1 protein-coding gene (cut by a window edge) is annotated in these 15,017 nt (G+C 63.3%); it reads left to right on the forward strand.

Features of this window, described 5'->3' with window-relative positions; genetic code table 11:
• On the forward strand, positions 1-14,992 hold the 3' portion of the coding sequence (locus GGD63_RS10685) for an LEPR-XLL domain-containing protein (RefSeq protein WP_183241538.1). It extends 13,565 nt beyond the left edge of the window; 14,992 of the gene's 28,557 nt are visible here — the last part of the coding sequence; its start codon lies off the left edge, out of view; the stop codon is at positions 14,990-14,992.
• The last annotated feature ends 25 nt before the right edge of the window (positions 14,993-15,017 follow it).

The following is a 15,017-nucleotide window of genomic DNA, read 5'->3' on the forward strand; positions in this document are numbered from 1 at the left end:
TTCCCTCCGGGTCCAGCTGGCTGAGGTATCGAGCCCGACGACCGCGATCGAGATCGCCCCGACCGCAACGGCCACCGACCTCCATTCTCTCACACCGGCGCAGCGCTTCACTGCCGTGGCCAAGGGCAATGGCACGACCGAAGGATTCGCCTGGCTGGACGTCAAGGGCCGGCTGCGCGACGGCAATACGCCGTACTCGGTCGTCATCGATGCGGTGAACACCGCGGGCGACGCCAATCTGCGAATTTGGGGCAGTGTCCAGGATACGACCGTCGGGACGGTCGGCGCGGTGCACGTGATCGATCGCGAGGCGGCGAACACCAAGGATTATTTCAACAAGTTCCTGCCGGACAGTGGTAGCGCGTTGCAACAGGACGCAGGTGCATTCGGAACCGGCGGCGTTCATATCGACAGCACGTACGACATCCGAGCGCTGGATTCGACGGGCCATCTCTATCGTCCCGGCATCATCTCGGCCCACAACATCATCGTTACCAATGCCCAGCCGACGGCGACAAGTCCGAGGATCATCAACGTCAAGGCGATCACGGAGATCACTGGATCCGGAACTCCTGGCCCGACGGACACCCATCACGTCGACGTCCTGACGAACGGCTGGATCGACCTCGCCGAAAAGACCGGTGACCTGCGCGTCGGCCGCATCATGTCGACGAAGAGCGACGTGACGCTGCATTCGCCGAGGATGATCGTCGATGCGCTGAACGACGGCATCGGTTCGGAGGCCGACGTCACCGCGGTCAACATCACGATGACGGCGGGCGACAACGGCATCACCGGCACGGCCAGCGACAAGTCCGGCACCGGCGGTATCGGAACCCCCGGCAATTTCCTCGAGATCAACGTTGACGAGCTCTATGGCGCGGGCGCGAGCCTCGGCGTACTGACCGCCAACGACATCGCAGTGGCCAGCAAGAACAATACGCAGGGCATCTTCATTACCGAAGTGGTGCGAGGTGCAGAGTCGTTGAGTCTGCTCGGCAGCGCGGGTCCGCTACACACCGACGCTTTCGGCAAGGAGATCGACGATCTCGAGGTCAAGCTGGTCCAGACCAAGGGCGACGTGACGCTCGCCACGGATCCCGGCTCCATCGTCGATGCACGCAACGGCGGCGTCGGTGGCGACACCGCCAACGTCATCGGCAATACGATCGATCTGTTCGCCGAGGGCGGCAATATCGGCAATTCGAACGGCGGCAACGATCTCGAGATCGATTCGCAGGCCTACGGCTATGGCACGATCGGTGCCCGGGCGACCGGCAGCATCGATCTCAGCGAAGCCCTGCCGACGACCGCAGTGGGCACATTCTTCGCCCGCGATGCCGAAGTCGTGCTGTTGCAGGCACTTGGGATCGCCGGCGGCGATGGCGACATCAACGGCAACATCCGCTTCACGGTGCGCGAGAGCGCCGTGCAGGGTGAGGATCTGCATCTGCTGAATTCCGGGAGCGTGCTGTTCCTCGAGAATGCGCCGGAGGCGATGGCGCACGGTCTCATCAACACGCCGAACGGCTCCGTCCTGCTGCGCGTCGGCGACAACGTGACGACGGAAGCGAACTCGCAGATTCTCGCGGCCAAGAACATCGACATCTACGGCGACTTCCGCCGGACCGGCGAACTTTCCAGCGGCGTGGCGCAATTCGACGGCATTGCGCCGAACGACACGCCGAACTTCGGCACCGTCATGCACCTGCATGGCGTCATCGCGCACGGCCCGACCGCGAACGGATATCTCACCCGCATCTTCGGCAACGCCGACACCGATCAGATCTTCTTTGACGAGACATGGCTCGGCGGTCTGAGCGGCACCGCGTCCTCGCCGATCCCGGGCGGACAAGGTCAGACGATTCCGACCGGCGGTCTCGGACCGGTTCGCCTCATGTCGTTCTATTCCGGCGGCACCACGCGCGCCTATGGCAGCAATACCCCGACCCCGACCACGGCCGGCATTGATGCCAAGGTGACGTTTGCGCCGGATCCCAATGGCGACACCATCACGCGTACTGACGGCGGCACCTTCGCCGGCTTCGCGATCGGCGACGTCATCACGGTCGAGTCCGACGATCCCAGCAATCCGATCGCCAACAATCGCGTCTATACGGTTACAGGTATTTCGGTGACCGCCACTGTGCTGACCCTGAGCTCCGCGCGGGTCGTCACGGCGGCCTCGAACGTCAACGTCAAGATCAAGAATACCAGGCTCAATCCGTTCGCCCCGACGGGCGACAGCGAAGACTTCTTCGTGGTCAACCAGCTGCAGTCGATGGTGTACACCCAGACTGCGGCGGCGACGGCGTCGAGCGACACGCTGACCCTCGATGGCCAGGCCGGTACCGATACCTACGTCATCAACACGACGGGTACGCAGGGAAAGACGGATGCGCAGGGAAATCCGGTCGACCCCTACAACCGCAATTACGTCATCAACGTACTCGACACGGGCGGGCCGACGGACGGCGTCAACAACCTCTCGGTCTACGGAAAGGACAGTATCGATCCGAACTTCATCGGCGCCGGCAAGGCGTTCGACGATATCTTCCTGCTCCGCCGCACGACCGATATTCCGCGCGAGACCGGAGCCCGTCCTGAGCTCTACGCCAACGAGTCGGCCTTCGTTGCCGTGCTCGATTTCGATCCGACCAAGCCCGGCTCGGCCCTCACGCAGGCGCAGGCCTCCGACGCGCCAGCCGACGGAAGCGTGCGCTCGGAATCCGTCCAGCGCATCAACTACGACAGCTCGATCAACGGCCGGCTGATGGTGTTTGGTCAGGGCGGCAACGACTACTTCGCGGTCGACGACAACGCCGCAATCACAACCCTGGACGGCGGCTCCGGCAACGATACGTTCCAGGTCGGCCAGATCTACGGCTATCAGCGCGACGGCAGCACGCATCAGCCGGCGCCACTCGGCAACACCCTGGGCGGATCCATCGTCACCGCGGCGGACCTGTTCCCGCAGCTCGCCAACTCGCTCACTCCGCAGAGCATCTATGGCACGGTGGCAACGACGCGCGGCTGGCTCTCGGCCGGTGCAACCTCGCCGCTGGTTGCCGAGGGCGGCAGCGGCGACGACACGTTCAGTGTCTACAGCAACCAGGCGGTGCTGCGTCTCGAAGGCGATGACGGCAACGACCTGTTCACGGTTCGCGCGTTCGCGCTCGCCCAAACCGATCCCGTGAGCGGCGACATCGTCTGGCTCGATCCAGTGCAGCAGATCGCAATGCCGAAGCTGACCAAGGGCTTCTCGACTGCGGCCGAGACCGCGATCCGCACCGGCGCCGGCAGCAATCAGGTGGAATACAACATCAATGCGCCGGTGTCGGTCGATGGCGGCTCGGGCTTCGACAAGCTGGTGATCCTCGGCACCGAGTTCGCCGATCATATCGTCGTCACCGACAAGGGCATCTTCGGCGCCGGTCTGACCGTCACCTACCAGAACATCGAGGTGCTCGAGGTCGATGCGCTCGAAGGAGACGACACGCTCGATGTGTTGAGCACGCCGCCCGGCATGGCGGTGCGCGTCATCGGCGGACTGGGCAACGACGCCATCAATGTCGCGGGCGACGTGGCCGGCGACGTGGTGTCGCGCGACATCAACGGCACGAGCTCAACCATCAATCATCGCATCTCGACCGACGACGGGGCCTATAAGCCGGTCGTTCCCGACGGTATCTCGCTCAGCGTTGCCCGCCCCGATCAGGGACAAGTGGTTATAGATGAAGCGTTGCCGGGCGATACGAGCAAAGGCTTCACCGATGTGACCGAGGGGCCGCTGGTAGGTGGGAAGGTAGCTGACGACATCTACGGCATTTATCTCGCGCACGCGCCCGCCCCTGGGACCGTCGTCTACGTGACCGTCTCGGCTGCGATGAACCCGGAGGAGGAGCACGTGCTCGACTCCGGCGCGATCGGAGTAGGCGACATCATCGACACGTTGGGTCTCGGCGACAGCGTTCTGCTGGCAGGAACGGGGAATGGCGGGCCGGGTATGTTGCCGCCCACCGCCTATGATCGCACCGTGAAGCTAAACGGTACATCCATCTTCGTGCCGGCACGTGCGATCGTTGTGATGTTCGACAGCAACAACTGGAAGCAGGGGATCAAGAGCGGGACCAATCCGTTCGGTGGCGAACAATACATTCACGTCGCAGCCGTCGATGACGGCCTCGCTGAAGGCGATCGTACGGTTGCCATCAGTCACTCGGTGCTGAGCACCGATGCGACCTTCGACCATGCGATCGTGCGCAACGTCGAGGTGACGATCCACGACAATGACCAGCCAGCCGTCAAGGTGACGCAGCTCGATGCCACGGTCGCGGAGAATTTCGGGACCTATCCAGGTTATGGCCGGCCGGTCGATGGCGTGACCAAGGTGCTCGAGGGCGCAAGTCCCCTGAACGATCCTGCCAATCCGCCTCCGGTCACTGCGGTGGATGACTATTTCGCAGTCGAGCTTGCAACCGCACCGACCGGCACCGTCCAGGTTGCGATCAATCCGCAGTACCTCGATCCGAGCGTGCCGAAGGATCTCCGGGTCTCGCTGAGTTCGACCGACCCGCTCGGCCGCTTCCACATCGTCCAGCCAACGCTGCCCGACCAGGACGGCGTGTACTACATCACCTTTGACGCATCCAACTGGAACCAGCCGGTCATCGTGACGACGCATGCGGTGCAGCGCCTCACGACCGAGGATCCGCACGACACCACGATTACGGCGGCGGTGGTCGACACGATCAACGGGGCTGTGACGACTGACACGGCCTACAAGAATGCCGCGACAGGTATCGTCTATGCCGGTCCCACGCTGACCTTCGCGCAGAGCGTCACGGGCGATACCATCACGCGCTCGTCGGGCAGCTGGATCACGGACGGGTACAAGGCCGGCCAGAACATCATCATCTCGGGCACGCAGACGATCTCCGGAGGTCTCACCAACAACGCGTTGTTCGTCATCAAGAGCGTCGACGTGACCGGTACCATCCTGACGTTGACAACGCGGCTGACGCTGATTCCTGCGGTCGAGAACACGGCATCGAACCCCGTGAAGATCCGCATCAACGGTTCGGGCATCTCCCAGACCATCGACGCGCAGGTCATCGACGACGGCGCGGCGGGTCTGTTCACGCTCGAGAGCGGCGGCAGCACATTGGTGAGCGCCGGCACGGCCACGCAGGGGCCGGGTGACCCCGACACTTACACGATGCGCCTGACCAAGGTGCCGCAGACCACGGTCAACGTCGACGTCATCACCGACGGACAGACCGACATCCTCACGGACGGCGGCCAGATCGCCCTGCAGCAGACCGGCTTTACCCAGACCCTGACCCTGTTCACCAAGGGCAACATCTCGGTCGGCCAGGATCCGGCCACCAGCGCCTGGATGATCACACGAGCCCCCGGGTCCCAGCTTGGCAGCTTCATTGCCGATGGCTTCCTGCCGGGGCAGACGATCACGATCACCGGCACCGGCCCGGGCGGCGTGGACGGCACTTACAAGATCGATGCCGCCAAGGGATCGGTGGGCGATCAATTCATCAAGCTGACCGACGCCGGCGGCGCGGTCTTGCCGAGCGTGGCGGGGACGTTCAACTCCACGGCGAGCCAGACCATCACCATCGCCACCGTCAAGTCGAACGGCGTCTACAACAACGGTACGGTCCAGTACACTGCGGCGGACCAGGCGTTCCTGATGTTCACCGGAAACATCACGGTGAACGGAGCGGTCATCACGCGTTCCGCCGTCGGAAGCTTCATCAATGACAACTTTGCGGCGGGCGAAATCATCCGCCTGCAGCGCAATGATGGCACGATCGTGGGCGATTTCACCATCGCTGCAGGCGGCGTGACCGACGCGCAACTGACGCTCACGGCTTCGACCGGGCTGAGCGGGCCGGCCGGCGACCTCAAGGGCGCCAGCATCAGCAAGATGCTCGATACGCTGGTTCGCACTGACGGCTCGAGCTGGTTGGACAGCGGCTTCTTCGAAGGGCAGCTGGTGCAGATCACGCCTCTGGGCGGCGGCAGCCCGGTGCTGGTGAAGATCGACCTGATCACCGGGACCGATGCCGGCAAGCTCGACAAGATGGTGCTCACCGACCATCCGGAATCCGACGGCCTGCATGGGACTGTTATCAATCCGCTTGATCCGATCCCGTATAGTGGTCGTCCCCTTGGCGGGCTGCTTCCGACGGGCGTGCCCATCAACGTCAACATGGTCCAGATGGCTGCGCGGGTCGAATTCGACCCGACCGGCGGCACGTATCTCTGGTACACGCAGGCGACGATCAAGGTGGTGGCGGATCCGTATTTCGACATCCAACCCGGGCACGAGAACCTGCGAGCCTTCCCGAAAGCCCCCCACACGTTGAGTGGCATCCGCGGCCCACTCTCGGTCGAGGGCGGCACGACCAGCGCCGACCGCTCGCTGGTAGCGGCCGTGTTGCTGCCCGGCGAGGCCAATGGCCCGTTCTTCAACATTCCGCCACAGCCGCCGGAGACGCAGTCGATCGACGTGCTCAACGTCTATAGTGACGGCACCCAGGGAGCTGCTACCGGGACGCTGACGTCGACGGCGCTCACGGGCCTCAACATGAACTCGGCGGGTCTCGACTTCACAGCCATGCTCGGCGGAGCGCATCCGTTCGGCGAGAGCGGCAAGTATCCGGGCGGCATCAGCTATGGCTCGATCGTGCTGGCACAGGATCCGGCCTTCCCGGGCGATCCGACCAAGCAGATATTCCTGACCGACGGCAGCCATTCGACGCTCGAGGTCGTGAACCTCTTCCTCGGCCAGGGCAACGACAAGCTCGACATCAACAGCACCCTCATTCCGGGCCCGGACCACAATGCAGACGGCACGATCGGCCTCGTCTCCGAGCATGGCGGGCTGACGACGATCCATGGTGGTGGCAACGCACCGCTGCAGCTGATCGCCAATAACGGCGGCTCGTTCAGCACCTATGCGGGTGCGCAAGCGGGCACGTATCAACTGGTACGCTCGGATGGTCTGAACTGGGCGCTCGATGGCTTTGCGGTCGGCCAGCAAGTACTGCTTAGCGAAGGCGGCCTCGTCGGCTCGTACACGATTATCGCCATCGGCAATCCGCCGAACAGCGAGCCGAACGCCTCACACAAGCCCGGCAGCGCCTTGACGCTGTTGCCTGCCGTCGGCGCACCAGCTCTTCTGGACGGCGCCACGAACCCGCTCGGCAAGAACCAGATTGGCACGATTTCGGTCATCGATCAGCTCGCCGTCGTAAGCGGCCAGACGCTCGGCAATCAGACGACCGGCAATTTCACGGTGACGGGCGGCTCCGACAGTCGCATCGTCCGCAATGATGGGCTGACCTGGGCGAGCCTCGGCTTCGCGGTCGGTCAGCAGGTGGCGTTCGCTTTTGGCGATGTGCTAGGCGGCACCGCCATGATCGGCACCGGCTTCGTCGCGGGATTTGACAACGCGACGCCAGGCTCCGGCTTCGGAAGTGTGCTCATCTTGACTGGCACCGGCCTCCCGGCAACAACGACGGTCAGCGCCGGCGTGGTGGCGGTGAACAACCGTAACATCGTCTCCTCCAACTCGTTTACGCTCACCAAGACCACGATCGCCCGCGGCGATGGCGGCAACTGGATCAGCGACGGCTTTGCGCGCGGACAGGCCGTGACGATTGGCGGTCAGTCGGGCTATTGGCTCGTTTCCGACGACCCGACCGCGACGACGCTGACGCTGCAGGGCGCCGATCTCACGCCCGCGGTGCAGCAGGTCGCGATCGTCCGCATTGGCGGCGACACCATCAACGTCAACGGCAGCAGCGAGGTGGTGACCGGCAATTTCGACGTGACGGCACCTGTCGCACCCGTCGGAGATGTCGGAGGTGATCCTGCGGGCACGGCGGACCGTCTGACCCGCAATGACGGCCACACCTGGGACGGTACCGACCTCGGCGACAGCGCCTTCGCGGTTGGTCAGCAGGTGACCATCAGCGCCACATTCAGCTTCCCGCAGGTCGTCTTCGCGCGCAGCGCGACGGGTGATACGATCACACGCAGCGACGGCAGCTGGCTGAGTGACGGGTTTGCGATTGGTCAGACAATCGTCATCACCGACACGACCAGCAAGAACAGCGACCCGAGCAACAGCGGCGGCTTCTTGACCAACAATGGCAGCTTCACGATTGCCAACGTAACGGCGACCACGCTGACGCTGACGGCGGCCAATACCGTGGTGCCAACCGCGGACTTCGGCGCGACCGAACCGGCCAAGATCTCGCTCTATGGCAACTTCATTGTCACTGGCTTCGCGGATCAAGTCGGTACTACCGGCCACTTCAAGACCTTGCTCGTGAACGGTGCGGTTCTGCCGCGTCAAACCGCCGTGCCGATGACGGTCAATGTCGACGCGCCGCTCGTCGTGTACGGCGACACGTCGCAGGACGGTGTCTGGTACAATGGCGTCGCCACGCAGCAGTCGCTCGGCAAGTTTGCCAACAAGCCGCAGCCGCACATGGACGATGTGAGCTTCACATTGTCGAGCCCGTCGATCCCGCTGGTTGGATTCGACAATCTCACAGCACCGGCCGGCACGGTACAGATCAGCGCGCCGTACACCGGCTTCAACACTGTCTCGGTTACGGACGATACGTTCGGCAACCTGACGAGGACGGATGGCAGCTCGTGGGTGACGGCCGGCTTCAAGGTCAACGGCCTGGTCACGATCAATGGCGTCTCGGTCGGCACTGTGTACGGCTTCAAATCTTCCGACCCGCTGGCGCACCCGACCGCGACTGACGTCCTTGTGCTCAACAACCTGCTACCCGGCTACGCGGCCGGCTCGACCACCCAGGGCGTCAAGGAGTGGAATACCGCGTCGATCAAGCTCTCCTCCGGCCAGTTCGATCCGGGCTTCGTGCCCGAAGGACTGATCGCAATCGGAAAGACCTACACCTCGCTGGTCTTTGCGCGCAGCGGCGGCGGCGACACGATCACACGCAGCGACGCCGGCGGAAGCTGGATTGCCGACAAGTTTGCGATCGGGCAGAGCATCTCGATCTCCGGCACCACCTACAATGACGGCGGTGGGGGCCCGAACTACGTCATCACCGGCGTCACCGCGACTCAGCTCACCCTTGCTGCGGTCCAGCAGTTGATACCGACCGCGCCGGGCACGTTCGAGACCGCGCGCATCAGCATCGATGTCGGCACGATCGCCGAGATTGGAACGCAGTACCAGGTATCGTTCTCCAGCGCGAACGGGCAGTACTTCATCACGCGCGCCAGCGGGAGCTGGCTTGCGGACGGCTTCACGACGCCGCTGACCCCGGATAAGGCGATCTCGATCGCTCTCTACGGCGCAACGATCGAAACCAACGACCAGGTCTACAAGGTGCTGGCCGTTTCCCCTGATGGTCTTACGTTGACCGTAGACAAGGCCGTCACGCCGGGCGGTTCTCCGCCTCCCATCCAGTCCGTCGTCATCAGCGGCGGTCCGGTGAAACGCGACACGCTCTATCTTGCGAACCTGCGGCCCGGCGCACTGGCCCTGCTCAACGGCGGCCTTCCGCAGACCAACACGATCGTCGAGCGCAATCGCCTCGGCCAGAACGCAGACTTCTTCGTGTTCCCGCTGGCGGCCCAATACCAGTTCGACGGCAACGACACGATCGACGCACACAATCTGTTCGCAGGGATTGCGGACGGGCGTCTGCCGACCGTGGGCATTACGGCCTATGGCGGCCGCGGCAACGACACGATCATCGGCAGCGCGGCGAGTGACTTCCTGGCCGGCGGCTCCGGCAACGACACCATCATAGGCGAACGTGGTGGCGACCAGATCTACGGCGACTCCGGCATCAACGTCGACGTGATCCGGCGCGTGCTGGTGGTCGCCAATGCGGCCGGTACCTCTGGGGCGGTCAATGTCGATCCGATTATCGCCGGCGACGACCTGATTTATGGTGACGCGCAGGGCTCGGCCGCGATCAACGCGTTCGGCGACTACAACGACATCATCTTCGCCGATCTTGGCGACGTGCGTCAGGACGTCTCCGGCGCACGCGATACCACCAAGCCGGTGGACCTGAAGCCGCAGCGCATCGAGACGACGCTACGTGATATCGCGATCACGAGTGCGTCGCGGCAGAATGGCGGGAACGACATCGTTTACGGCAACGGCGGCGAAGACGTCCTGATCGGCGGTCCGGGCAGCGATGCGCTCGACGGCGGCACCGATCGTGACCTGGTCTTCGGCGACAACGTCACGCTCGACCGTACCGGTCACTTCGGCAACTACTCGAATCTCCGCTTCGAGACGCTGACCGGCACGAAGATCTACAGCACCGGTTTGAGCACCGACACGCTGGCGGCCGGACTGGATTACGCCAACGGCATTCCGCAGGCTGATCCGCGCGGGCATGGCGCGTGGGGCGACTACCTCGTCACCATGTACGACACGCTGCCCGATTTGACCAAGTCGGCGACCGTCTCGCAGTCCTTTGGCGATGACTACATTGCGGGCGGCGCTCAGGACGACATGATCTTCGGTCAGGCTGGCAATGATACGGTCCAGGGTGACGGATCGATCGACTATGTCTCGCATGTCCTGATCGACAATGGCCTCGGCGCAATGATCGTGGACACGAGCGACAAGTATGGCGGACGCGTCGGGGTGTACCAGACGGCGACCAATATCGCCGGCAATCCGTTCCGCGGTGCGGACAACAGTCTGCTGCTGCGCCCGTCATTCGACGGTGGGGCCGATGGCCAGGACTATATCGAAGGCAACGCCGGCAACGACCTGCTGCTTGGCAACCAGAATCAGGATGACCTGGTCGGCGGCAACTCCGACATGTTCAGCCTCAAGGATCCGACATTTACTGTATCCCAGAGTCTGCGCCCGGACGGCTCGGACCTGATCTTCGGCGGCTCCGGGGTCGCCGTCGCGCGCAACGACATCGGCGATGCGACGATCGATGCAAACGGCAACATTACATCGAAAGCGAATGGTCATGCGAATGATGCGGACGCGATCGTCGGCGACAACGGCGACATTATCCGGCTGGTTGGTGTCAAAGGAAGCGTCGCGGATCCGGTCGGATTGAGGACCGTCGCCAGCTTCACGATGAACGCCGATCTGACCACGACCCCCGTTGCGACCCAGGTGCAGAGCTTCAACGGCTTCCTGCGCTTCAACTACGATACCAGCACCGGGGAAGGGACGCCTTACGACGAGACAGCCAAGATCGTCGTGCGTGCCGTGCGGCTGCTCGACTATTCTCCGGGAGGGCCGGACTTCAACGGAGCCGATCCCATCAACCCGGCAATTGTGAAGAATGACATCGGCGCCGCTGACGAGGTTCACGGCGAGTCCGGTGACGACTTCATCTACGGCCAACTCGGCAATGACTGGCTGTACGGTGACGGCCAGAACGATGACATCATCGGCGGTTACGGCAATGACTGGATCTCAGGCGGTACCGGCGACGATGGTATCATCGGCGACGACGGCCGGATCTACACCAGCCGTAACAGCCTGAGCGCCACGCTTGGCACACCCGGTTATACCACCAGCCCGGGCGAGCCGCTCTTCGGCATCGCTCCGCTGCTCTCCAGCGACGCCGATCCGAAGTACAGCAACGGCAACGCGCTCAACGAGTACATCTATACGCCGGGCAACATGCAGATCGACACGATCAATGTGAGCGGCGCCCTGAAGAAGACCGTCGACCTGACGCCGTTCAGCTCGGACCCCAGCTTCGACGGAACCCGCGACGACTTCTCGGTCCTCAGCACCAAGAACAACGGCGCCGCGAGCGACGGCAAGACGAAGTCGCATAACGACGACATCATCTTCGGCGGCCTGGGCAGCGACTGGATCCATGGCGGCTCGGGCGACGATGCGATCTCGGGAGCCGAGTCGCTGAAGCTCTCCTACACGCAGATACAGAACCCGACGACGCTCGATCTCACGGGTAAAGCCGAGACCGACTACTACCATCCGTTCAATCCCGGTGACGCACTTCGCTTCAATCCGACGGATCCGGACGGCAAGTTCACCCATCCGCATATTGCAAACCGCACCGGCGAGTTCGCGCTGTATGACGAGAACAACCCGATGCGGAAGATTCTCCTCAATGCGGACGGGACTGCCAGCAGCACGGGTACCGGCTTCGAATGGTTCCTGAACTTCGACCAGACGGAGGGCGTCCTGAGGCCGGGCGGCACGACGCCGGGCAACCAGAATCAGTCCGTGACGTATGGACCGGTCCGCGACGACGGCAACGACGATATCTTCGGCGATAACGGCAACGACTGGATCGTCGGTGGCACGGGCCGCGACCACACCTATGGCGGCTGGGGCAATGATCTGCTCAGTGCCGACGATGACCTGACGACGGCGGGCGGGCTGAACAACGTTCCGGAGACGGCGCCAACCTATGAAGATCGGGCCTACGGCGGAGCAGGGAAGGACGTTCTGATCGCCAATACGGGCGGCGACCGGCTCATCGACTGGGTCGGCGAGTACAACAGCTATCTCGTGCCGTTCTCCGAATTCGGCATGGCCACGGTCAGCCGCACGATGCAGCCGTTCCTGCACCACTTCCTGTATGCGGAGTCTCTGAGCGACGGCGTCGATGCCACACGCTATTCCGACCTGAACAATGGTGCGCTGCCGCCGCTGCCGACCAAGCCCAACGACCCCAATCCGGGACGCAACGGCGAGCCGGCCGGCGAGCTCGGTCTGGTCCTGCAACAGGATGCCGCCTGGCACGCCCAAACCGGTGCCCCGACCGATCCGCAGGCCGGCAACACGCCGGGCACGCAACGCGACGTGCTGCGTAGCGCGAGCTACGCACCAAACACCGTAACCGGCATGTTCGCCGACAGCGGCAGCTGGTCCGTGACCAACAGCACCTACCAGAACAGCACGGTGAAGGTGAGCGGCGACAACGTCAGCCTGTTCGACCTCGATATGTGGCTGCCGGGCAACTTCTTCGAAATCCAGTCCACCATGAAGGTGTTAAGCGGTGGCACCCTGCAGAATGGCTTCATCATCTTCGACTACCAGGGATCGACCAACTTCAAGTACGCGGGTGTCGACGTCACCAACAACCTGATCAAGATCGGTCAGCGTTCAGACGCCGGCTGGACTGATCTTGCGACACTTTCCGCCGGCAAGCCCGGATTGGGCGTGAACTCGCAGAACAGTCTGTTGCTCTCGGTCAACGGAACCGTGGCAACCCTGACGGTGACCAGTGCAAACGGCGGCAAGGCCGCGAGCTCGCTGAAGGTTTCGTATGCGTTCAACGCGCCGCTGAACACGGGAATGGTCGGCGTCGGCACCAACAACTCCATCGCCGCGTACACCTCGTACACGGTGCAGAGATTGCCGATCAGCTTCACCTACAATGTGCTGGAAGATTTTTCGGACGGCGTCGCAAATAACTTTGCGGCCCAGACCGGAACATGGACCACCACCGGCGGGACGAACGGCCGCTACTTTGCGGCTCCGCCGGCGAACGATGCCGCCTTCTCCACGCGTGCCTTCGCGGTTGCACCACTGTCCTATGTCGAATACTCGGCGACGGTGAATGCGGCCAAGGCCGGCACGTCGGCAGGGATCACCTTTGCGAACACATCGACCAACGACTTCCTCTATGCCGGCATCATCGCTGGAACCAACCAGGTCGTGCTCGGACACCGCAGCAACGGCAACTGGTACGTCGACGCCGTCACAAGCACGACCATCGCCGCCGGGACCGATTACAGTCTGCTCGTAGCCCTGTCCGAGGGCGTGACGAACAACGTCAACGTCGTGCTCAACGGCAAGAGTGTCCTGAACTTCAACTACAATGTCCTGGTGCACGACGGCGGCCTCGGGCTCTACGCTCGCAACGGCAACGCGTCCTTCGACAACGTGCTGATCCGCGGCGACGACATCGCCTATGCCGGTGGCGGTACGCCGCAGGTGGCCGCGCTGGTGGCGCCTCCGGCAACCGACGTCGCCGTCGTGACGGCCGACCAGCTGACGGCCATTGTTGCGACTGCGAAACAGGCTTGGACCGCCGCGCTTGGGCCGGCCGATCCGCGTCTGTCGATCCTCGATCAGGTCACGGTCCTGATCGCCGACCTGCCGGATCAAATGTTGGGCGCGACGACGGGATCGACGATCGTTCTTGATGCCGAGGCTGCCGGTTGGGGATGGTTCGTCGATCCGACGCCTGGCGACAACCGGGAGTTCGCGATCCGACTGTCCGATGAGGTGTTCGAAGCCGCATCGTCAAGCCCGGCTGCCGGACACATGGACCTGCTCACGACGATCGTCCATGAGATGGGCAATGCCATGGGAATGCCGGAAGACCTCGGCGACGACGTGGCCGGCATGACCTTGCGCGCGGGCGAAAGGCGGCTGCCGGAGCCTGCCGGGCATCCGGCGCCGACTTCCACTGCGGTGCTGCAGACAGCAACTGCGGCTCAGGCAACGGCGCCGCAGATGACGCTCAACCTGCTTGCGACCGCCACCTCGACGATCGCGCTGCCGGTTCCGGCGGTTGCCAAGGCGGATGAGCCCAGCGGCATTACGCTGATCTCGAATATCCTCCTGAGCCCGATCGCAAGCGCATCGCAGAACGGCGAGTTCCGTAAGTCCGTCGGCGCAGCTGAGGATCCCGGCAAGTCCTTCGTCTCGCTGTCGGCAAGCCTGACGGGCGGCGTCCCGAAGAACGCGACAGTCTCGCAAGACGATCTCTCTACGCCGGAGCATCACTCCTCGCGGAATATCAATAGCGCGAAGGAAACAACCAGCATAAACTGGAATAATAGTCTTGATGCCGTTGAGCATCTCGCCTCGGGACCTTCCAATGGTTCGCAGGAGTGGCTCGACGATTTCCTTAACCACGTGGGCCAGAACAAGACCCAGTGGAATCCGAACGCCGGTCTCCGCGTACGTCCATTGTCGATGAATAGTGCGGGCCACGCCTGAGCCCGAATTTGCAAGGGAAGGAGCA

Origin of the sequence: Bradyrhizobium sp. cir1, from assembly GCF_014198245.1 — a bacterium.
Classification (GTDB): Bacteria; Pseudomonadota; Alphaproteobacteria; order Rhizobiales; family Xanthobacteraceae; genus Bradyrhizobium.